Source organism: Leifsonia poae (assembly GCF_050632865.1).
GTDB lineage: Bacteria > Actinomycetota > Actinomycetes > Actinomycetales > Microbacteriaceae > Leifsonia > Leifsonia poae_B.
In genome coordinates, this window is the sequence record NZ_JBODSA010000001.1 from 450,692 (window position 1) to 469,997 (window position 19,306).

At 72.2% G+C, this 19,306-nt stretch carries 20 protein-coding genes and 3 pseudogenes; 8 read left to right on the plus strand and 15 right to left on the minus strand.

What is annotated here, in order from left to right; translation table 11 throughout:
- Nucleotides 1-31 precede the first annotated feature (31 nt).
- The 8 genes from ACRAWB_RS02220 to ACRAWB_RS02255 all read right to left on the minus strand — a co-directional run bounded on the left by ACRAWB_RS02220 (nucleotide 32) and on the right by ACRAWB_RS02255 (nucleotide 6,150).
- A complete protein-coding gene (locus ACRAWB_RS02220; RefSeq protein WP_431351858.1) occupies nucleotides 32-1,234 on the minus strand; it encodes an OmpA family protein in 1,203 nt (400 codons plus the stop codon).
- On the minus strand, nucleotides 1,231-2,118 hold the full coding sequence (locus ACRAWB_RS02225; protein WP_431351859.1) for a hypothetical protein: 888 nt from the start codon (nucleotides 2,116-2,118) through the stop codon (nucleotides 1,231-1,233). The genes ACRAWB_RS02220 and ACRAWB_RS02225 overlap by 4 nt, the downstream gene beginning before the upstream one ends.
- 9 nt (nucleotides 2,119-2,127) lie before the next feature.
- Nucleotides 2,128-2,481, minus strand: a complete 354-nt coding sequence (locus tag ACRAWB_RS02230; RefSeq protein WP_431351860.1) for a hypothetical protein — start codon at nucleotides 2,479-2,481, stop codon at nucleotides 2,128-2,130.
- A complete protein-coding gene (locus tag ACRAWB_RS02235; RefSeq protein ID WP_431351861.1) occupies nucleotides 2,468-3,019 on the minus strand; it encodes a hypothetical protein in 552 nt (183 codons plus the stop codon). Before ACRAWB_RS02235 ends, ACRAWB_RS02230 begins: the two co-directional genes overlap by 14 nt.
- A gap of 182 nt (nucleotides 3,020-3,201) precedes the next feature.
- Nucleotides 3,202-3,882 carry a glycosyltransferase gene (locus ACRAWB_RS02240; RefSeq protein WP_431351862.1) on the minus strand — a complete coding sequence of 227 codons (681 nt, stop codon included), beginning with the start codon at nucleotides 3,880-3,882 and terminating at the stop codon, nucleotides 3,202-3,204.
- Entirely contained in the window at nucleotides 3,879-4,283 is a 405-nt protein-coding gene (locus ACRAWB_RS02245; RefSeq protein WP_431351863.1) for a class I SAM-dependent methyltransferase, read from the minus strand. The genes ACRAWB_RS02240 and ACRAWB_RS02245 overlap by 4 nt, the downstream gene beginning before the upstream one ends.
- Nucleotides 4,238-5,146, minus strand: a complete 909-nt coding sequence (locus ACRAWB_RS02250) for a PIG-L deacetylase family protein (protein WP_431351864.1) — start codon at nucleotides 5,144-5,146, stop codon at nucleotides 4,238-4,240. The genes ACRAWB_RS02245 and ACRAWB_RS02250 overlap by 46 nt, the downstream gene beginning before the upstream one ends.
- The gene (locus ACRAWB_RS02255; RefSeq protein ID WP_431351865.1) at nucleotides 5,140-6,150 is read right to left on the minus strand and encodes an acyl-CoA dehydrogenase family protein; all 1,011 of its coding nucleotides are present in this window, start codon (nucleotides 6,148-6,150) and stop codon (nucleotides 5,140-5,142) included. The genes ACRAWB_RS02250 and ACRAWB_RS02255 overlap by 7 nt, the downstream gene beginning before the upstream one ends.
- Nucleotides 6,151-6,378: 228 nt before the next feature.
- Here ACRAWB_RS02255 and ACRAWB_RS02260 point away from each other — a divergent pair, with 228 nt between their 5' ends.
- Both ACRAWB_RS02260 and ACRAWB_RS02265 read left to right on the plus strand, forming a co-directional pair.
- Nucleotides 6,379-7,068 carry an ABC transporter ATP-binding protein gene (locus tag ACRAWB_RS02260; RefSeq protein WP_431351866.1) on the plus strand — a complete coding sequence of 230 codons (690 nt, stop codon included), beginning with the start codon at nucleotides 6,379-6,381 and terminating at the stop codon, nucleotides 7,066-7,068.
- Nucleotides 7,065-7,859, plus strand: a complete 795-nt coding sequence (locus tag ACRAWB_RS02265) for an alpha/beta fold hydrolase (protein WP_431351867.1) — start codon at nucleotides 7,065-7,067, stop codon at nucleotides 7,857-7,859. The genes ACRAWB_RS02260 and ACRAWB_RS02265 overlap by 4 nt, the downstream gene beginning before the upstream one ends.
- A 111-nt stretch (nucleotides 7,860-7,970) precedes the next feature.
- Here ACRAWB_RS02265 and ACRAWB_RS02270 read toward each other — a convergent pair whose 3' ends face one another.
- Nucleotides 7,971-9,371, minus strand: a complete 1,401-nt coding sequence (locus ACRAWB_RS02270; protein WP_431351868.1) for a DUF2252 domain-containing protein — start codon at nucleotides 9,369-9,371, stop codon at nucleotides 7,971-7,973.
- Nucleotides 9,372-9,471: 100 nt separating this feature from the next.
- On the opposite strand from ACRAWB_RS02270, the gene ACRAWB_RS02275 reads away from it, so the two are divergent.
- Nucleotides 9,472-9,810 (plus strand): hypothetical protein, encoded by a 339-nt coding sequence (locus ACRAWB_RS02275; RefSeq protein WP_431351869.1) that lies wholly within the window; start codon nucleotides 9,472-9,474, stop codon nucleotides 9,808-9,810.
- A 55-nt stretch (nucleotides 9,811-9,865) separates the two neighbouring features.
- Complete coding sequence (locus ACRAWB_RS02280) at nucleotides 9,866-10,954, plus strand: ATP-binding protein (RefSeq protein WP_431351870.1); 1,089 nt, start codon at nucleotides 9,866-9,868, stop codon at nucleotides 10,952-10,954.
- Here the strand turns inward: ACRAWB_RS02280 and ACRAWB_RS02285 are convergent.
- The 6 genes and pseudogenes from ACRAWB_RS02285 to ACRAWB_RS02310 all read right to left on the minus strand — a co-directional run bounded on the left by ACRAWB_RS02285 (nucleotide 10,951) and on the right by ACRAWB_RS02310 (nucleotide 16,198).
- Nucleotides 10,951-12,195, minus strand: a complete 1,245-nt coding sequence (locus tag ACRAWB_RS02285; RefSeq protein WP_431351871.1) for an AI-2E family transporter — start codon at nucleotides 12,193-12,195, stop codon at nucleotides 10,951-10,953. The two genes, ACRAWB_RS02280 and ACRAWB_RS02285, sit on opposite strands and share 4 nt — an antisense overlap.
- Before the next feature lie 121 nt (nucleotides 12,196-12,316).
- Nucleotides 12,317-12,697, minus strand: a pseudogene (locus ACRAWB_RS02290) (SHOCT domain-containing protein); the annotation flags it as partial.
- 103 nt (nucleotides 12,698-12,800) lie between these two features.
- Nucleotides 12,801-13,678, minus strand: a pseudogene (locus tag ACRAWB_RS02295) (NAD(P)H-hydrate dehydratase).
- Nucleotides 13,671-14,393: a histidine phosphatase family protein gene (locus ACRAWB_RS02300; protein ID WP_431351872.1), complete on the minus strand. Its 723-nt coding sequence runs from the start codon at nucleotides 14,391-14,393 to the stop codon at nucleotides 13,671-13,673. Before ACRAWB_RS02300 ends, ACRAWB_RS02295 begins: the two are co-directional and overlap by 8 nt.
- Entirely contained in the window at nucleotides 14,390-15,322 is a 933-nt protein-coding gene (locus tag ACRAWB_RS02305) for a hypothetical protein (RefSeq protein WP_431351873.1), read from the minus strand. Before ACRAWB_RS02305 ends, ACRAWB_RS02300 begins: the two co-directional genes overlap by 4 nt.
- Nucleotides 15,323-15,332: 10 nt before the next feature.
- Nucleotides 15,333-16,198 (minus strand): annotated as a pseudogene (locus ACRAWB_RS02310) (helix-turn-helix transcriptional regulator).
- 101 nt (nucleotides 16,199-16,299) lie between these two features.
- Between ACRAWB_RS02310 and ACRAWB_RS02315 the strand changes: the two are divergent.
- The 4 genes from ACRAWB_RS02315 (at nucleotide 16,300) to ACRAWB_RS02330 (ending at nucleotide 19,304) form a co-directional block, all read left to right on the plus strand.
- Complete coding sequence (locus ACRAWB_RS02315; RefSeq protein WP_431351874.1) at nucleotides 16,300-17,073, plus strand: SDR family oxidoreductase; 774 nt, start codon at nucleotides 16,300-16,302, stop codon at nucleotides 17,071-17,073.
- 41 nt (nucleotides 17,074-17,114) lie between these two features.
- Complete coding sequence (locus ACRAWB_RS02320) at nucleotides 17,115-17,555, plus strand: hypothetical protein (RefSeq protein ID WP_431351875.1); 441 nt, start codon at nucleotides 17,115-17,117, stop codon at nucleotides 17,553-17,555.
- A gap of 139 nt (nucleotides 17,556-17,694) precedes the next feature.
- Nucleotides 17,695-18,063, plus strand: coding sequence for a hypothetical protein (locus tag ACRAWB_RS02325; RefSeq protein ID WP_431351876.1), 369 nt, complete (start codon nucleotides 17,695-17,697; stop codon nucleotides 18,061-18,063).
- The gene (locus ACRAWB_RS02330; RefSeq protein ID WP_431351877.1) at nucleotides 18,060-19,304 is read left to right on the plus strand and encodes a hypothetical protein; all 1,245 of its coding nucleotides are present in this window, start codon (nucleotides 18,060-18,062) and stop codon (nucleotides 19,302-19,304) included. The genes ACRAWB_RS02325 and ACRAWB_RS02330 overlap by 4 nt, the downstream gene beginning before the upstream one ends.
- Nucleotides 19,305-19,306 lie beyond the last annotated feature (2 nt).

Sequence of the window (19,306 nt, forward strand, 5' to 3'; positions counted from 1 at the left end):
CGCCGGATTCCCGTCCGGGGTGAGAGCCCGCTCAGTCGCAGAGCCCGACGCCCGCCGAGGTGAGGATGACCGTGCGATTCTGCTCCGCCACCGCGTCCGAGTACGCGCCCGACGCGTCGGTCTCCTTCTTCCAGCCGCACCACTCGTAGCCCACGCCGGCGGTCTGCAGCGACGCGGCGGGGACGCCGAGGGCGACGAGCGCTGCCTTGACCGCGTCCGCCCGTCGCAGTGACAGGGCGGTGTCGGCGGTGTTGTCCTTCGCCTGGTCCTTGGAGGCGGTGCCGGTGATGGTCACCGGCTTGCCGTTCTGCTCGATGGCCGGCACGAGTGTGGCCAGCACCTTCTGCGCGGCGGCCGGGTCGGAGAAGGACGCGGTGTCCTTCGTGAACAGCAGGTCGCTGTTGCGGATGACGACGGGCTTCGTCCAGTCGGTCTTGGTCGCGACGGCCTCGACCGTCACCGGCGTGACGGCGGGGAGGGACGCGGCGGCGCTGCCCGACGCGGGCTCGGGCAGCAGTGACAGCGTGCCGCCGGCGGCCTTGATGACCGCCGACCAGATCGCCTCGAGGTTGCTCCGGGCCGGGACGGTCAGCGGCTGCTGCGCACCCGCGACGTCGCCCATCCCGGACCAGTAGACGGTGACGCCCTTGAGATCGGCGGGGAGCAGGTTGCGCGCCGTGAGATCGGCGACGACCTGCGCCGGATCGGCGTAGAGCAGACCGGTGCCGGCGAAGTTCAGCGGGTCGGTGGTCTGGAGGCCGCTGCCGACGACGATGACGCCCATCGGGTCGCTGCCCAGGTTGCGCGCGGCCTGGTCGATCGCGCCCAGGAAGTCGACCTCCGGCGCGGCCGCCTTGAGCCCGTCGATGTACGACGTGATCTGGGTCAGCTTGGTGCGCTGGTCGTTCTGGCAGACGATCGCGTCCTGCGCCGACGATCCGAGCGCGGTCGTGCCCATGACCTGCGGGGTGCCGGAGGGGACCACGACCGTCACGGAGCCGTTCGTCTTGCCCGCCGCCTCCAGTTGTGAGGAGGCGGACGCGGGGAGGGCGACGGCGGGCGCGTTCGCGGTGCTGCCCGCCACCACGCCGAGGTTGCGCTTGTGCGACTGGTCGCAGGCCTCGCCGGAGGCGGTGGCCGGTGTGCATGCGGTGAGGCCCGCGGTCACCGCGACCAGGGCGGCCGCGGCGGCCAGCAGGCGCGGGCGGAGGCGGGTACGGAGGCGGGTGCTCACTGGGCGGCTCCGCTCGGTCCGGCCGGGGCGCTCGGCGGCAGGGGAGGCACCACGTCCGGCGCCTCGACGCTGCGGCGCGACCGCAGCTCCCGGATGATCTGGCTCGTGCTCTCAGGGTCGCGCTCGCGCTGCGCCAGGCGGGTGGCGAGCTGAGCGCGCACCACGTCCATCCGCGAGTGGAACGTGACGCGGGCGCCGGTGTACCGCACCGCGTCGTGGGCGTCGAGCAGCATGGCGGATCGAGTGCGCTCCTGCGCGGCGACGGCCTCGCCGAGCAGCCGGTCGCGGTGCACCCGGAGGCGCGCGGCGTGGGCGTGGGCCTTCTCGGCGGCGGTCAGCAGCGGCCGGGTCGTGAGCCAGGCGACCACGAAGCTGATCGCTCCGGACGTGACGAGCACGCCGAGCATGAGGAACGCCATGATCGTGTCGGGAGCGGTCCACGAGAAGCCGGCGGGCGCGGTGGTCTGTGAGCCGCCGACCAGCCCGGTGAGGCCGCCGGCGCTCTGCGCGTCGATGCCGGCCTTGATCCGGGCGACGGTGATCGCCGCGAGGATGGCCGCCCAGACCAGCGCGAGCACGATCGAGACCGCGATCCAGCGACGGGACATCACCCCGGCCTGCACGCGCCGCAGCAGGATGGCGGTGACGTGCGGCAGAGTGACCACGGCGAGCGAGATGCCCAGGGTGATCACGTACATCTGCACGCCGATGGAGCCGTACTGGCTGTCGTTGCGCAGCAGGAGGGTGAGCGCCTGCGCGAGCAGGATGTAGTCCACCGCGATCATGGCGACCAGGAGCACGTAAACGAGCACGTGGGCGAGCGGGGAGACGTGCCCCACGCGGGGGCGCATCCGGGGAGGGCGGGTGACGATGTCGCGAGCCATGGCGGCCTCTCAGGCGTAGGTGTGGAAGTCGGGGTCGTGACCGGCGAGCTTGGCGTCGAGCCGTTCGGCGTCCACGTCAGCGCGGCGGATGTCCGTCTCGACCCGGTCGAGGGCCCGGCGGATCAGCTCCTCGCGTGCCTGCGCCTCCGCCACGCGGGCGGACGCGACGGCGACGTTGCGGGTGCGCTGCCGCTCCAGGTCGGCGACGCCGGCGCGCTCGAAGGCGGCGAGCTCGTGCTCGAACACCTCCAGCGTCTCGACGTCGACCGCGTGGCGCATGCGGCGCAGACGCCATAGCAGGCGGCGGCGCAGGCCGCCGGTGCGGGGGACGCGGTAGTCATTGAGTCGTTCACGCCGGGGCATCGGTCCTCCTGGGGTCGGTCTCGTGCGAAGCGATCGAATGCAGCGCATCGACGGCGGTGCCGCGCGACGACAGCCAGCCGGCGCGGCGGATCGGGGCGGGCTGCGCGGCCACGCGGCCGGAGGTCGCCCGCCGCAGCGCGCCCCAGTACACGGCGGTGCGCTCGTCGGTGCGGTCGAACCTCCGGGCGGCGCGGAGCTGCGCGGTGGTGAAGCGGGCGTTGATGAGCGCGCTCAGCTGGTCGGCGCGGCGGTGCGCCCGGCGGATGCGGCGCTCCAGGCGGCGCAGCTCCTCGAACGCGGGGCCCTGTCCCTCGGCGATGCGGAGCCGGTCGGCTTCGGGCAGCCGCTCCAGCCGGTCGTCGTAGGCGTCGAGGTCGGCACGCAGCGCGGCCGTGACGACCCGGTGCTCGGTCAGCTCGCCGCGCATGTCGCGGAAGAACCGCTGCTCCTCGCGGCGGGCGTACGCGTCGGCGCGGGCCTGCAGCGCGGCGACCGTCGGCGTGGTCGTCTCGGGGCCGGCGGCCGGTGCGTCGTGCACGGCCGCTGCATCGCTCCGCGCCTGCCGGGCGAGGCGCCATCGAGTAAGCGGTCCTGCTCTCACCGGCACTCCGGGTGTCGCTGCGTCATAACGCGGGAGCGTAGGGAGCGGGCCTGTGCGTCCGCTAGGTAGCGGTCGAAGGAACCCCGAACGTGATCGAACCGTGACCCATGCCGGAGACCTCAGCCGGCTTCGACCGCAAGGGCTTCGAGATACCCGGCGTAACCGCGCGGAGCACGGCCGGCCAGTCGCGCGGACGTGAGCACCGGCTCGCGCTCGGACGAGAGGATCACGGCTCCGGAGGCGCGCAGACGCTCGGCGAGATCGACGTCCTCCGCGGTGTCCAGTGGAGCGAACCCGCCGGCCCTGCGGTACGCCGAGGCCCGCATCCCGAGGTTGGCGCCGTGCACGTGGCCCAGCGTCGCGCCGGGCGGGTGACCGTCGACCCACACCCTGCGGCGGATCGGGTCGAGGTCGTCCAGCACCGGCACGACGGCGCCGATGTACGCGTCGGCGCGCGCACCGGCACGCAGGTGCTGCGCGAGCCAGCCTCGGGGGACCCGGCTGTCGGCGTCGGTAAAGGCCAGCCAGAGGCCATGATCGTCGGGTGCCGCGAGGGCCAGTTCCACGCCGTGTGCTCGGCTCCGCCCGACGTTGCGGAAGGCGACGGACGCGGTCCGCACCCGGGGATGCCGGGCGGCGATCTGCGCGGACCCGTCGGTGCACGCGTCGAGGACGAGCACGATGTCGACGGGCACACCGACGCGATCGGCTGCTTCCTCGACCGAGGCGAGGCACGCCTCCAGCGTCCCCTCCTCGTCGCGTGCCGGGATCACGACCGCGATACGACGGATCGGCGTCACGCGAACACCTCCAGCACGAACTCGGCGTCCTGATGCAGGACGACCGGGGACAGCGGCGAGCGTTCCCGGAATCGGGCATGCGCCGACGCCCCGGACTGGGCGAAGTCGTCCGCGTCGCCCGTCCAGTGGCACAGCAGCACCTCGCCTCCGGGGCGCAGGGACGCGTGGATGCGGTCGATCACGGCATCCCACTCGTCCTCCGGCAGGTAGTAGGCCAGCTCGGAGACCACGACGAGGTCGGCGCGGCCCGGAGGCCACTCGTCGGGCACGCGCATCCGCTCGACCGTGACGTGCGGCCGGTCGCGGACGCGCTCGGCGGCGGTCTCGACGGCCGCGGCCGACCCGTCCACGGCGATCAGCTCGTCGCAGCGGTCTGCGAGGAGCGCCGTCGTCTCGCCCACCGAGCAGCCCAGCTCGATCGCCCGGCCATAGCGCTCGCGGGGAGGGACGCGGTCAGCACCGCACGCCGCCGGCGCTCGTACCAGCGGCTGCGGACCCGCCAGGGGTCGTCCCGCTCCCGGTGCATCCGCTCGAAGTGCTCCTCCGCGCTCGGGGGCGGCGCGATCAGGATCTCGCGGCCCGTCACGGCGCGCTCGACGAAGCCCGGCTCCAGCACGCCGTCGGGGTTCGTGGGGGTGCGGAGCTGGCTCGCGAAGCGGGTCAGGGCCAGCCGTTTGCTTCGGCGGTCGGCATCCGTCAGCGGGATGTCGTGCGCGCGCACCCACGGCACGTCCTCCGGCGTGCCCCACTGCCACAGCCACACCGGGTAGAGGAGGGTGCGCTCGCCGCGGTCGCGCGCCGCCGCCGCGACCTCGCGGCCGAGCGTGCGGTGGTCGCCGTGGCGGTCGCCCGTCCACGGCGCGACGAGCAGGCGCCCCGCGCGACCCTCGGCGGGCAGCCGGTCGAGCACGTCTGCGATGTGCGCCCGGAGGGTCGGCGCGTGGTGCTTGAGCGCGCCGTCGGGCAGACCGAGTGCTGTCACGCGGTCGGGCGCCGCCGCGACGCCGAGGTCGTCGAGCGCCGCCTCCAGCTCGTCGACGCGTTCCGGCCCATCGGCCGTCGCCACGATCACGCGGACGGCCGACCCGGCGCGCGCCGTGCAGGCGATCAGGCCGCCGGCGCCCAACGTCTCGTCGTCCGGATGCGCGGAGAAGACCACCAGTTCGGCCGGGAGCTGTTCCAGGGAGGGAACCGCATCCCAGTCGGCCACGGATTCCCACTCCGCAGGGGTCGTGACCGCGACGCGCGGGTCGAAGCTCACCACCAGGCGGACTCGCCGTCCAGTCCGGGCAGGCGGTTCGCCAGGGAGACGTCGTCGCGGCCGCGGTGGTACTGCGCGGCATACAGCTCGAGGTCGGCGGCGCGGCGGGCGTGCGCCTCGTCGAAGGCGAGCGCGGCCGGTCCCAGCAGGTCGCCGACAGCCGCGAGAGTCAGCGCGACCGCATCGGCTGCGGCACCGCGGACCGTGTGCGCGAGCACGGCGGCCTCGTCTCCGCCGGCGCCCTCGTCGATCGCCTCGGCGGCACGGGCCAGGTGGAGGCGCGCCGACTCCAGCGCGCGGTAGAGCTCGCCGGTGCGGGCTGCACGAAGTGGGTCGTCGGACGCGGCGGCACGGTCGGCGAGCGCGCGGAAGAACGGCACGCAGCCGCCCCACCAGCAGGCGGCGACGCCGACGCCGCCCCAGCGGAAGCCGGGACGCTCCAGGTACCAGCCCGGGTCGCCGACGGGTTCGGCCGGCACACTGTCGAAGCGGAGCGGCCCGCTGGTCACCTCGGCGAGCCCGCGGGCGACCCAGGCGGTGGGCTCGGCCCTGACCCCCGGCGCGCGGAGGTCGACCGCGAACATCCGCCGGTCGTCTCCGTCCCGGGCGGTCACCAGCGCGTGCGTGAGCCGGTCGCCGAGCGAGCACCACGGCTTCACGCCGGTGAGCGTCCAGCCGTCGGCGGTGCGGTCGGCGGTAAGGGAGGAGCCCGGCGCTTCTGCCGCGAAGACGCCCCAGGTCGTGCCCGCGGGCGGAACCGGGTGTCCCGCCTCGGCGAGGATCGCGAGCGCGTCGAGGTGCGGTTCGAGCACGCGCGCCGCGGTGACGTCCGCCGTGGCTACGCGGGCGAGCACGGCGAAGCGGTCGCGCGTCCGCCCGGCGCCGGGCAGAGGGACGGCCTGGGGGTCCGTCGCCGCCAGCGCATCCAGAAGGGGGTCGACGTGGCCGTTCGACGTCTCCGCCGCGGCCTCGTAGGTCGCCAGGCCCGCGGCCGCGATCGTCGTCATGTCACCTACCCTCCCACCGCGCGCAGCCCTCGGCGAGGCCTTGACGGGCCGCGCCGAGCCGGTGGTCCGTCGCGGATAGGGTGGATCGGTGACTCCGAACACCGTCCTCGAGCTGCGCGACGTGACCTTCCGTCGTAACGGGACGCACATCCTCGAAGGCATCGACCTCACCGTGCGGGCGGGGAGCACTGGGCACTGCTCGGGCCGAACGGCGCCGGCAAGTCGACGGTGCTCGGGTTCTGCGGGGCGGTCGCGTTCCCCACCTCCGGCACGGTGGAGGTGCTGGGCAGGCTTCTCGGCCGCGTCGACCTCCAGGAGTTGCGCCGCCACATCGGCCACGTCAACCCGCGGCACCCGGTGCGCTCGCCGCTCACGGTGACCGAGGTCGTCCTGACCGGCATCACCGGCTCGCTGGAGCCGCCGATGCGGTGGGAGCCGTCGGAGGCCGAGCTCCATCGGGCACGCGACCTCATCCACGCGGTCGGCCTGGATGACCGCCGCGAGGCCCGCTGGCCCACGCTGTCGCAGGGTGAGCGGGGCCGCGCCCTGGTCGCCCGCGCGCTGATCTCCGACCCGCGCCTCCTGCTGCTGGACGAGCCCACCACCGGCCTCGACGTCGCGGCCCGGGAGCAGCTGCTGGAGACGATCGACGGCCTCGCGCACACCGCACCCGACCTCGCTTCTGTGCTGGTCACGCACCACCTGGAGGAGCTGCCCGAGACCACCACGCACGCGCTCCTGATCGCGCACGGGCGCACGGTCGCGGCGGGCTCCATCGACGACGTCATCACCACCGAGACGGTCTCGCGGGCGTTCGAGCACCGCATCCGGGTGTCGAAGGCGGAGGGACGCTGGAGCGCGCGGGCGGTTCGCGAGCGTCCCATCCCCATGCCCGCCGCTGCGGAGCAGTCGCGATGACGGAGTTCGCGACCGCCGACGACGGGACGCCGATCGCCTACGAGGAGAAGGGCGTCGGCGTGCCGGTGCTGCTGATCGCCGGCCAGGCGACGGGCATGCGCGGCTGGGGCCCGTTCGCGGACGCGCTCGCCCGCGACTTCCGCGTGATCGCCTACGACCACCGCGGAATCGACGAGAGCGGCCTCGGCGACCCGGGCCTCTACTCCACCAGGGCGTTCGCGGACGATGCGGTCGCAGTCCTCGACGCGGCCGGCGTGGCTGCGGCGCACGTCGTCGGCCACTCGATGGGCGGCCGCGTGGCGCAGTGGCTGGCTGCTGACCACCCGGAACGCGTGCGGCGTCTGGTGCTCATGGCCACCACCTCCGGCGACCGCAGCGCCGCGCGCCGAGACCCGGCGGCCGTCGCGGACCTGCTCAGCGGCGACCTCGGGCGGATGGTGCCGCTGTTCTTCGACGACTCATGGGCGAGCACCCATCCCGCCGACGTCGACCGCTTCTTCACCCGCACCGCCTCCCGCCCGGCGCTGCGCGGCCACTTCGCCGCCAGCCGCGACCACGACGGCGCCGACGTGCTCGCCCGCATCCGCGCCCGGACGCTCGTGGTGCACGGCACCCACGACCCGCTCACCCCGCTGCCGCACGGCGAGGTGCTGGCGGAACGCGTCCCGGACGCGACCCTCGCCGTCTTCAACGCCGGCCACGGCCTCCACCTCGACACCCCGGACGTGCTGGAGGCCGTGCGCGCGTTTCTGCTGCCCGAGGGGCAGCGGGCGGCGTCACGCGCGGGCTGAAGCGCCGCACTTACGTCGGAGAATCGGCCCCCTCCCGACAGGAGTTCCTGCAGGACTGCCTCTCGTCGGAGATTCGGCGCTGAAACTCCGACGTTGTGCGGGCGCCCACGCTCACCCGACCGCGAAGTACCCGTCCCGCGCCGCCGCGACGAACTCCGCATAATCCGCCTCCGCCTGGTCCGCGTACAGCTCCGCCCATTCCGTGACCGCGCGCACGAACGATGCGCCCGAACCGATGTACCCGGAGATGAAGGCCGACTTCGGCGAGCGGGCGTGAGCCCGGGCGAGGACCGCTCCGCACATCCGGGCGTAGTCGAAGAACTGGACAGGGTTCATCGCCGGGATGTCGAACGACGCGTTCCGGTTGCGGAACTGCCGCATGTAGAAGGCGAAGCCCTCCACGCGCAGGAAGCCGAGGAACGGGTCGGACACCGCCTGCAGGATGCGCTGGCACGCGACCACGCGGTAGCCCTGCTCCCCGGGCAGCAGCGACAGGTCCAGATAGCCCGGGAGCGCCGCGACACCGCCGAACCGCTCCACCACGGACGCCTCCGCCTCCTTCAGCTGTAGGATGACGACCTCGCCGGTCGGGCCGCGCAGGGCGATGAGGAAGCAGCGGGTGCCCACACTGCCGACCCCGACGACCCGGCGCGCCACGTCGTCGACCCGCAGTTGCGAGGCGAGCAGGGCCGTGTTCGGCGGAAGGGTCTCGCGGTACTGGTCGTAGGCGGACTGCGCCAGCGCCTGCACCTCCGGCTCCGCGCGCCGGAGAATCGGCGGCCGGTCGACGAAGCGCAGGACGCCGTCGTCGCCGGTCTCGAGCGTCTTGCGGGCGACGTGCTCGGTCGTGCGCTTGCGGGACTCCTTCATCACCGCGTCGATCAGCTTGAGCATGTCGTTGCTGAGGAGGTTGCGCCCGCTGCCCGTCTCCACGGCGGCCGGCGAGAAGTACCGGGCGTACAGCGGCGCCTCGAGCGCCCGGCGAAGCCAGATCCGGTAAGTCGAGACCGTCCCCTGCGTGGTCTCGCGGATCCGCGGCGCAGGGAGGCCGATCGAGCGGCCGGCCAGCACGACGCTGGCCAGCAGGCGCTTCAGGTCCCACTCCCAGGGGCCGACCGTGGCCTCGTCGAAGTCGTTGATGTCGAACACCATCGAGTCCTCCGGCGACCGGTAGATGCCGAAGTTGCCGAGGTGCGCGTCCCCGCACACCACGACCTCCGCACCCGTGTCCGGTCCCGTGGCCAGATCGGCCGCCTGGATGGCCGCCGTGCCGCGGTAGAAAGCGAACGGGTCGGCGCTCATCCGCTCGACGCGCAGGTCGATGAGGTCCTGGAGGCGGTCCTCGTGCTGCGCGCGCAGGATGCCGAGGGGGTCCCGGTCCGGCGCCGGCTTGTAGACCGCGTGCGCAGAGCGGGGCACGTCGGCCCGCGCCGCGCGTCCCGCCTCGAACAACTCCTCCGCAGACAGCGGCGTCTCCGCCCGCTCGCCCGTCGCAGCCACATCCATGGTCATGGCGCACCTCCCTCGGCCACCGGCGTCCGCCTGGTCGCCGGGGCGCCCGGGTGCGGACGCGCACATCATAGGTCCGCGCGAGCCCGCTAGGGTATCCGGAATGCAGGGATGGATCGAGCACCGCCGCGAGGACGGCGAACGCCTGGGCTGGCTGCGCCCCGACGGCGACGGGTTCGTGCCCGTCGACCTCCTCGGCCGCGAGCTGAGCGGCCCCGTCGACTGGCTGACGGGGGAGGAGCTGCTGGAGTCGGCCGGGATCGGCTACCTCGCCGACCGGTACGAGCTGGCGCTGGCGGACGGACGCCGGCTGCGTGTGCGACTGACCGAGGTCTCCACCGAGCGCATCGTCGTGAAGAAGGACGACTTCGGCGCCATCGACGCGCCGCAGCTCATCTACACGCTGCCGTTCCCCATCCCCGAGTCGCTTCGACCGGTGTGAGGGGCGCCGGATTCCGGGGTGCCCAAGCGGGAGAGAGCGGCGTTAGCATCCGCCCATGATTCCGCTCACCGTGGGGACGCTGGCCGATGCGCCGGACACGCCGGCCGTGATCGACGGCTCCCGCTTCAACCGGCACACGTTCTGGTGCGGGCAGAGCGGATCGGGCAAGACGTACGCGCTCGGCGTGGTGCTCGAGCAGCTGCTCCTGCACACCGAGCTCCCGATCGCCGTGCTCGATCCGAACGCCGACTTCACCGAGCTGGGCCGGACGCGCGATGAGGTGGATGCGGCGGATGCGGAGCGCTGGTCGCGGCTCGGCATCCGGGTGTTCCACTCCAGCACGCCGCGAGAGCCGCAGCTGCGCATCCGCTTCGTCGACCTCAGCGTGCGGTCGAAGGCGGCGGTGGCGCGGCTGGACCCGATCGTCGACGAGGAGCAGTTCAACGCGCTCCTCCACCTCAACGTGAGCCCGGAGGACTTCGCCCGCGACACCTTCCTCCAGACGCTCGCCGCCTCGAACGATTCGGCACTGCGTCGCCTGGGCCTGCGGATCGACAACCTCGAGATCCTGGACTGGCCGCTGTGGGCGTTCGGCGGCGCATCCTCGTCCACGACGGTGGAGGACCGGCCCCAGGCGGTCGTGCTCGACGTGGGCGGCTTCTCCCACCCGGGCGAGCCGCAGGCGGCCGCGCTCGGCATCCTCGAGGACCTGTGGGAGCGGCGGATGGAGCGGCGACCCCTTCTCATCGTGATCGACGAGGCGCACAACTTCTGCCCGCCGTCGCCGCGGTCGAGCGTGGAGGCCCAGCTGACCGAGCAGCTGATCCAGATCGCCGCAGAGGGCCGCAAGTTCGGCCTGTGGCTGTTCCTGTCGACGCAGCGGCCGACCAAGATCCACCCGAACGTCCTCTCGCAGTGCGACAACCTGGGGATGATGCGGATGAACTCCCCGCGCGACCTCGCCGAGCTCGGCGACGTGTTCGGCTTCGTCCCGCACGACGTGCTGGCGGAGTCGCCGCACTTCCGCAAGGGCGAGGCGCTGTTCGCCGGCGCGTTCTCGGAGCAGCCGCAGCGGGTGCGCATCGGGCGGCGGCTGACCGTCGAGGGCGGGAGCGACCTGGCGGTCGCCGAGCACGTCGGCTAGGCGGCCGGGGGCGGGGCGGCGCCCGCGCCTCCCGCATGGGCCTGGCGGCGGTCCTCTTTGCGCGCCAGCGCCTCGGCCTTCATCAGCTCGCGGGTGTGCTTGAGGTCGCCGAGGATGGGCCGCCACATCCGGGAGCGGGGATCGGAGTCGACCAGAACCGCCCGCACCAGGAGCGTGAGGGGCACGGCCAGGATGGCGCCGATGGGCCCGAGTACCACCGCCCAGTACAGCACGCAGAAGAAGGTGAGCGTCTGGCTGAGCGCGACGGCGTTGCCGACGACCTTGGGCTGCACGACCGACTGGACGACGGCGTTGATGAGCCCGTAGACGATGACGATCGCGAGGACCGTGCCCCAGCCGCCGGTGAGGTAGCCGAAGACGAGCGGCGGGATCAGCGCGAAGAAATAGCCGACGTTCGGGATGAAGCTGCACAGGAACGACAAGATCGCCCACAGAAGTGCCGCCGGCACGCCGAGGATCACCAGGACGATGCCGTTCAGGATGCCCTGCGCCACCCCGAGCAGGGTGGTGACCACCATGTAGCGACGCACGGAGTGGCCGAAGGTCACGAAGGCGTAGACGAAGTTGGGTCGGGTGGGCTCCAGCTGCCGGAGCAGGCTCGGCGTGTAGGCCGCGTCCGCCGGCATCAGGATCAGCATCGTGAGCACGATGACGAGGAACGCCACGAGCCCGAATGCGTTGCCCAGCAGACCGGTGAAGAAATTGAGCAGGTTGCCCGGCTTGAAGCCCTGCTCGATGTCCTTCACCTGCTGAGGGCCGACCCCGATGCTCTGCAGCCAGGCCCCGATCTGGGCGCCCAGCTGCTCCAGCTGCGGCTTGTACTGGGGCAGCATCCCGACGAACTGCGCCGTCGCCACCCACAGCAGTCCGATGAACCCGGCGAGCAGGGCGAAGACGGTCAGTCCGACGGCGCCCGTCGCGAGCCCCTGCGGCGTGCCGTGCCGCTCCAGCCAGACGCGCACCGGCTGCGCGCAGATGGTGAGGACCAGGGCCAGCAGGGTCGGGGCCAGGATGCCGGTGATCGCGGCCATCCCGAACGAGATCACCACGCCGGCGGCGAGCCCGATCAGGATGCGGTTGCCGCGGCCGAGGCCTCCGACTCCGGTCTCGCTGTCAGGAGCGCCCGGCGCCTCCTCGGGCGCCGGGCGGGTGCGGCGCCGGAACGGCCAGCGACGCTGCGCTCGTGCCGGAGGCGGCGCGGCCGGTTCTCCGGCGCTCATCGGACCGGGTTCAGACCGTCGGCGCGGCCGGCGGCGGGGTGGCGGGACCGGCCGGGGCCGCGGGCGGCACCGGTGCGGCGGACGCGGCGGGCGCAGGCGCGGCCGGAGCGGCGTGCTGACCCGAGAGCGCGCGCGCCTTCAGGTGGTCGAACTCCTGCTGCGTGATCGCGCCGCTGTCGAGCAGCGCCTTGGCCTTCGCGATCTCATCGGCCGGGCTGGACCCCGCGACCTGGCGGATGTAGTCGTCCGTCGCCGATTGCACCTGGCGCGCCTCCTTCTGGCTGCGCTCGGCCATGCCCGGGCCGCGGGCGATCAGGTAGACCAGGGCGGTCAGGAACGGCACGAAGATCAGGAAGATGATCCACACCGCCTTCCACCACCCGTTCAGCTTGTGGTCGCGGAACAGGTCGCTGATGATCGCGAACAGCGCGAACAGGTACGCCACGAAGGCGAAGCTCCAGAAGAACAGCCAGATGACACTCCAGAAGTTGCTCCAGTCCATGGTGGACTCCCCTCTCGACTCCAGCTCCTGTGTCTGGATGTGGCGTGAGAGTAACGCGGTGCCGGTTCGCACGGCTAGAGGGCACTTTCGCGGGGGCACCGCGTCAGGAGAGGGTGCTCAGCTCCGCCGTCAGACGGTCCACGATCTCCGATGCGAGGAACCCGAGGGGGCCGATCGCGGCCGTCAGGTGGCGGCCGGCGGCGACGTGGAGGTAGGTGCCCCAGACCGCCGCCTGGAGGGGGTCGGCGCCGCGCGCGGCAAGGCCGGTGATGGCTCCGGCCAGCGCGTCGCCGCTGCCCGACGTGCCCAGCCCGACGTCCCCGTCGCCGACCGTCAGCAGGCGTCCGTCCGGCGCGGCGATCCGGCCGAAGCAGGAGACGACCGCGCGGTACCGGCGGGCGAGCTCCCGGGCGTCGGCGTCGAGGTCGTCCGTCTCGCGGCCGAGCAGCCGGGCGGCCTCCTCCGTGTTCGGGGTCAGGATGCGCGGGCCGTCGCCGGCGAGCCGCGGATGCCCGGCCAGCGCCCCGAGCGCGTAGGCGTCGAGCACGAGCACGGTGTCGCCGCCCGCGGCTCGGGCGGCGCGGGGCAGCATCCGGGCGGTCTCCGCCGCGTCGTCGAGCCCGGGCCCCAGCAGGACCGCGTCGGCCCCCGCGAGGTCGGCCGCCGCCGCGCGGATCCCGGTGCCGCGGATGCTCCCGGCCGCCGTCTCGGCCAACGGAACCACGCCCGACTCGGGCACGGCGACCGCGACCTGGGCCGCGACGGAGGATCCGATCGCCAGGGTCAGCCGGCCGGCGCCCACGCGCAGGGCGGCGCGCCCCGCGAGCATCGCGGCGCCGGGGAGCGGAGCGCCCCTCCCACGACCAGGACCTCCCCGCGCGACTTCTTCGACCCGGACGGCTCGGGCAGCGGCCAGGAGCGCAGCAGCTCGGGTGTGACGGTCTCGGCCGGCTCGTGCCGGGCATCCTTCCGGTCACGCATCGGCGCGTGCCTCTCCCGGGTGGTCGGTCGAGGGGAGCCCCGCCGCGGCCAGGTGCGCGTCGTCGGCGAAGGCCTCCAGCATCCACTGGCCGCCGTCGAACGTCAGCTCGGTCACCGACGCGTTGGCGACAGGATGCGTCAGCAGGTGCTCGGCGAGCTGCGCCTCCGTCATCCGAAGCAGCACGTAGAGGAACAGGCTGACCACGGCGTCGTGCGCGAAGACGACCACAACGCCGTCGTCGCCCGGGGTCGCGTCGAGCGCGTCGCGGAGGAACGAGCGGATGCGCAGCGCGACATCCGTCCACGCCTCGCCGCCCGGCGGCCGGTAGTAGAACTTGCCGGACCAGCGCCGCCGCTCCGCCTCCAGCGGCAGGCGGCGCTCGACGCCGACGGCGGTCAGCCGGTCCAGGATGCCGAGCTCGCGATCGCGCAGCCGCTCGTCGATCCGCAACGGCACCTCCTCGCCGAGGGCGAAGCGCGCCGTCTGGATCGCGCGGCGGTACGGCGAGCTGAAGACGACGGCGCCAGCCGGCAGCGCAGGGCGGAGCCGGGCCCCGAGCGCGGACGCCTGGAGTTCGCCGAGCGGAGAGAGGGACACATCGGGGTCGCGCGCCTCGACGACGATGACCTCGGCGCCGGCGGCCTCGGCGGCGGCAGCCGCGACGTTCGCCGTGCTCTCGCCGTGACGGATGAGGAGCAGGGTGCGAGCGGTCATGCAGGGGACTGTACGCCCGCCCACTCCAGCACGCGAAGCGCCCGCAGCGTGTTCCACCGGCTCGCCTCGCCGACCGCCTCGAACGTCACGGCCGGCCGGCCCGGGAGCAGGGCGTCCAGCGTCCACCGCCCGTCCGAACCGCGCTTCGACCGGACGACCTCGACCGCCTCTGCGGCGCGATCGTCGTACGGCACGCCCGACGCCCGCAGGTGGTCGAGCCCGCGCAGGACGTCGTAGTTCCAGTAGTACGGGAAGCGGAAGTCGAGCCAGGACTCGTCGATCAGCTCGCCGGTGCTCTTGCGGCGCATCAGGCTGCGCTCGAGCAGGTACTCCTGCCCGCGGCGCAGCGGCTCGGCCACGTCGGACGGACCGCCGGCATCGCGGTAGGCCGCCAGCGCCTCCACGACGCAGATCGTGCTGTGGAAGGAGCCCGGGTCGTCGCGGGTCTCGGCGTAGCAGTTCCAGCCGCCGTCGGTCTGCTGCGTGTCGAGCAGCTTGCCCAGGACGGTCTCCGTCGCGTGGCCGTACGGCGCGGCGGCGGTGAGCACCCTCCCGTTGATGCACGGCTCGACCTCGCCGTCGAAGAACGGACTGCGGCCCCACTCCTCGCCCCAGTCGACGCCGGCGGCGGTGCGGTCGAGGGCGGCGCGGGTACGCTCTCCGTCGGCGCCGAGCAGCGCGAGCAGGAGCGCGATGGTGTCGGTGGCGTCGCGGTCCTCGGGCTTCCAGACGGTCCCGCCCCAAGCGCCCGACGCGTCCTGCCGGTCGAGCAGCGCCGCGCCCCAGCCCTCGCGCTCGACGCGGGAACGCTCGGCGGCGACCTCCTCGTCGGGTGCCTGCACCACATCCCGCAGCGTCTGCCATCGGATGGACGGGTCGCCCTCCAGCAGCCACACCACGGTCGGATCGTCGACAGCCCCCGCGCTCATGCGCGCCAGGCTACCGGGCTTCGCCGCCCGGCGCAGCAGGGGCGAAGGACTGCGTGCCGAGCACCGAGAGCAGGGCCAGCTTCTCGGCGGCCTCGGTGCGCGGTGCGGCGGTGAGCACCAGCAGGCACTGCGACTGGTCCTCGGTGAACAGCGCCTGGCAGTCCAGCTCGATCGCGCCGAGCTCGGGATGCAGCAGCGTCTTGTGGTCCTCGAACCGCCGGGCGACCTCGTGCCGGTCCCACAGCTCCGCGAACTCCGGGCTCTGAGCGAGCAGCGCCCGCACCAGCTCGCCCGCACGCGACCGCGGACCCAGGGCGCCGTACGCGTCGCGCAGGGAGGCGACCTGGGCGCGGCTCTGCCGGGCGCGGTCCTCCTCGGGGTACTGCGCCCGCGCCGTCTCCGGCTCGGTGAACCAGCGGTAGTACTCGCTGCGCGCCAGGCCTGTGTAGCCGGAGCGGTCGCCCAGCAGCGCGACGGCCATGCGGTTCTGCACCAGGGTCTCGCCGAGGTTCGATAGCACCAGCGCGGGCGTGTCCTCCAGCCGATCGAGCACGCGCAGCAGCGCGGGGAGACGTGTCCGCCGCCGGAGAACCGGTCGGGGGTGTTGTGGCCGGCCACGCGGTAGAGGTAGTCGCGCTCGTCGTCGGTGAGACGGAGCGCGCGCGACAGGGACGACAGCATCTGCTCGCTCGGCTGGGGGCCGCGGCGCTGCTCGAGGCGGGTGTAGTAGTCGGTGGACATGGCCGCCAGCAGCGCCACCTCCTCGCGCCGCAGGCCGGGCGCGCGCCGGCGGGCTCCCTCGGGCAGGCCGACGTCCTCCGGGCGCAGCGCCTCGCGGTGACGGCGCAGGAAGTCGGCGAGGGCGATGCGGTCCATCCCTCCATGATGGCTGCGCGGGCACGTGCGAACCAGGGACCGCGGATCCCTGGATGACCGCTCCACTTCCTCCGCCTCGCCCGCCACCCGATGGTGGAGGCATGAACATCACAGGGAACACCGTCTTCATCCCCGGCGCCACCAGCGGCATCGGGCTCGCCCTCGCCGTCGCCCTCCACGAGCGCGGCAACACCGTCATCGTCGGCGGCCGCCGCGCCGACCTGCTCGAGCGCATCGCCGCCGAGCACCCCGGCATCGACACCATCCGCATCGACACGGCCGACGCCGACAGCATCCGGGAGGCGTCCGCGCAGGTGCTCGCCGCGCATCCCGACCTGAACGTGCTCGTCGCGATGGCCGGCATCATGCGGGTCGAGGATTGGCACACGTCTGCCGGCTTCCTGGAGTCGGCGGAGTCGATCGTCACCACCAACGTCCTCGGGCCCATCCGCCTCATCGCCGCCTTCGTCGAGCACCTGCAGACCCGGCCGGACGCGACCATCGTGACCGTCTCGTCCGGGCTGGCGTTCACGCCGCTCAAGGCGACGCCCAGCTACAACGCCAGCAAAGCGGCGGTGCACATGCTCAGCGAGAGCATCCGCCTCCAGCTCGCCGACACGTCCGTGAAGATCGTGGAGCTCGAGCCGCCGTCGGTCGCGACCGACCTGATGCCCGGCCAGCGCGAGAGCGAGTTCGCCATGCCGCTCGACGAGTTCGTCGGAGAGGTCATGGAGCTCATCGAGACCCAGCCGGACGCGAAGGAGCTCCAGGTCGAGCGCGTCAAGTTCCTGCGGTACGGCGAGGCGCGGGGGGACTATGACCGGGTGGTCCAGGTGCTCAACGCGGCCGATCCGCATGGGAAGGATGCGGCGTAGCGGTACCCGCGTCACGATTGGGATCATTGGCTTCAGGGGCTGTGCTGCTCGCCGTAGCCCTGGGCGTAAGCGGGTGCGCCAACGCGGAAGAGGCGCGGGCCGTCGCGGAGCGCGGTATTCCTCAGGTCGAAGCGGCCATCGCGCCGATCGCCGGCCATGGGTTGCAATTCACCGTCACCGCCGAGAGCGGTTGTTCTGAGGGGTGTTCGGGAGCGGTAGTCATCAAACAAACCGCAGGTCAACTGCGCGTGGCCGACGTCATTGCACTCCATGAAGCCGTGCGCGATATAAAGCTCGACGGAACGTTCCTTTCGAGCACCGCAATCGTGCTAAGTCCGGCCGATCCATATCGGCTGGTCGGCTTCGAAGCAGGATTCTGCAGCACCGGTGGCAACAGCTTCGGGATTCAAAACGACCCGAATCCGGAGTGCATGCCGCGAACCCCCACCCCGACACCGAGCGCCACAGATCGCGAGCATTGAGGACGCACATCGCGTCACGATCCGTAGAACGCTTCGTCTTCTAGGGTGACGGGTTCATCCGTCCGGTCGTGGCTTTGGTGGTCCGGCCGTTTCGTTAGGGAGCGGGGCGAGGATGCGGCTAGCGCGGATACTCGGGGCTGTGGCCCTGGGCGTCGTTCTTGTGGCGGGTCTGACGGCCTGCTCGTTGATTAGGGATCGCATCATGACTCCAGACCCGCCGGTGAAAGAACTACAGCGGGAGTCCGCGATTTACTATCGCGACAAGTGGCAACCGGATGTCGAGAAGATTCGGTTCACCCGGGACGGCGGCAGGCCGGGTCTCGGAGCGACCTGGTGCGTCAACGCTGTGGCCACGGTGAAGGGGATCGACTATCAGGTGATTATCGGCCCGAGCGGCGGAGTCGGTTTCGTCGGCGACAACGGTGAGCCTCCCGAAGCGCCGACACCTTCTCCGCACCTTCCGCTCACGGTGATCTACAGCGACGGAACGTCGGAGGTCATCGAGTGACGACCGCCGACGAATATTTGTGGCTCTCTGATGCGGCATACCGCGTTGACCGCTTGCGGCTCGATCCTCCGTATGTGAAGGGCAGACGGTTCCGCGTACTTGTCGATCCCAGCGGCACCACGCAGCGATACGAAGTTCTCGACACCGAGAACCATGACGCCAACGGCTTTCAGGCGATGGCTGTCGCGCCGGTCGTGAACGGTGCGGTGGACACCTCACACATCGTGATCGCCTTCGCGGGCACCAACCCGGATCATCGGGCTGACATCCTCGAGGACGTCACGACGGTGGTCGGAGGCGATCAGGGGCCGATGTCTCAGGTGCTGGACGCTCACTTCTTCGCGGATCGGGTGCGGGCGCAGTATCGCGGGTCGACCTTCACGACGGCGGGGCATTCGCTCGGTGGGTTGCTGGCCCTACTGGTGGGAGCGGAGAACGACTGGGATTCCACGACGTTCAACGCGCCCGATGCCTGGGATTTGTTGTCCCCGGGGGCTAAGGAGAGACTGCAGGCCGACACGAAAGCGGGCCGTAACCGGCTGCACAACTACGTCAACGTGTGGGATGTCGTAGGCAACATCTTCGGCAATCGCACGGGTGCCGCCGACTACGTCGCCGACGACCCGGGACGGGATGTCCTGAGCTACCACAACATCGGTGACGATGAAGACACGGCGTTCTCGTTCAACCCCGATGGTTCGGTCAGGGGCGCGGGGGCGAAGGGTCGTCGCCTCGAGGAGATCATCGGTAACGCGGTCGACAAGATCGCCCCGGGCGCGTCCATCACCCTTTCCCCGGGTATCTCGGTGCTGGCCGGGATCGCTCGGAGTCCTGCGGCGATGGCGTCGTTGGCGAAGGCCGCATCCGGGGCCATGGTCGCGGTGAATTCGGCGGCGGCTCTCGGCCTGGCGGCGAGCATCGGAGCCACGGCGATCGCGCTGACCCAGGTCAAGGAGGCCAACGGCCGGATCGTTCCACGGATGGAGGCCGGGTTGCTTCAGGCGAAGAACGCGGTGGCCGGTCTGCCGTACATCACGTCCTACGACATCGACATGTGCATCGAGATGAACGGGTTGAATGTCCGGCAGAACGTCGACGAGGACGCCGTGCGCGAGGTCGGCCAGCTCCTCGATGACCACCTGGTTCTCGTTGGCCAACTCAGCGACGGGATCACCCGATCCGTGACCAACACCCTCGCCCAGGATGCCCGGTGGGCGATGACCTTCGGATTGCAGAAGTAGGA

What these genes read in the sequence shown, in the direction of transcription:
- ACRAWB_RS02230 (WP_431351860.1), bottom strand. Translation starts at nt 2,481, where the DNA reads ATGCCCCGGCGTGAACGACTCAATGACTACCGCGTCCCCCGCACCGGC.
- ACRAWB_RS02265 (WP_431351867.1), top strand. Translation starts at nt 7,065, where the DNA reads ATGACGGAGTTCGCGACCGCCGACGACGGGACGCCGATCGCCTACGAG.
- ACRAWB_RS02305 (WP_431351873.1), bottom strand. Translation starts at nt 15,322, where the DNA reads ATGAGCGCGGGGGCTGTCGACGATCCGACCGTGGTGTGGCTGCTGGAG.
- ACRAWB_RS02225 (WP_431351859.1), bottom strand. Translation starts at nt 2,118, where the DNA reads ATGGCTCGCGACATCGTCACCCGCCCTCCCCGGATGCGCCCCCGCGTG.
- ACRAWB_RS02280 (WP_431351870.1), top strand. Translation starts at nt 9,866, where the DNA reads ATGATTCCGCTCACCGTGGGGACGCTGGCCGATGCGCCGGACACGCCG.
- ACRAWB_RS02285 (WP_431351871.1), bottom strand. Translation starts at nt 12,195, where the DNA reads ATGAGCGCCGGAGAACCGGCCGCGCCGCCTCCGGCACGAGCGCAGCGT.
- ACRAWB_RS02315 (WP_431351874.1), top strand. Translation starts at nt 16,300, where the DNA reads ATGAACATCACAGGGAACACCGTCTTCATCCCCGGCGCCACCAGCGGC.
- ACRAWB_RS02300 (WP_431351872.1), bottom strand. Translation starts at nt 14,393, where the DNA reads ATGACCGCTCGCACCCTGCTCCTCATCCGTCACGGCGAGAGCACGGCG.
- ACRAWB_RS02255 (WP_431351865.1), bottom strand. Translation starts at nt 6,150, where the DNA reads ATGACGACGATCGCGGCCGCGGGCCTGGCGACCTACGAGGCCGCGGCG.
- ACRAWB_RS02275 (WP_431351869.1), top strand. Translation starts at nt 9,472, where the DNA reads ATGCAGGGATGGATCGAGCACCGCCGCGAGGACGGCGAACGCCTGGGC.
- ACRAWB_RS02270 (WP_431351868.1), bottom strand. Translation starts at nt 9,371, where the DNA reads ATGACCATGGATGTGGCTGCGACGGGCGAGCGGGCGGAGACGCCGCTG.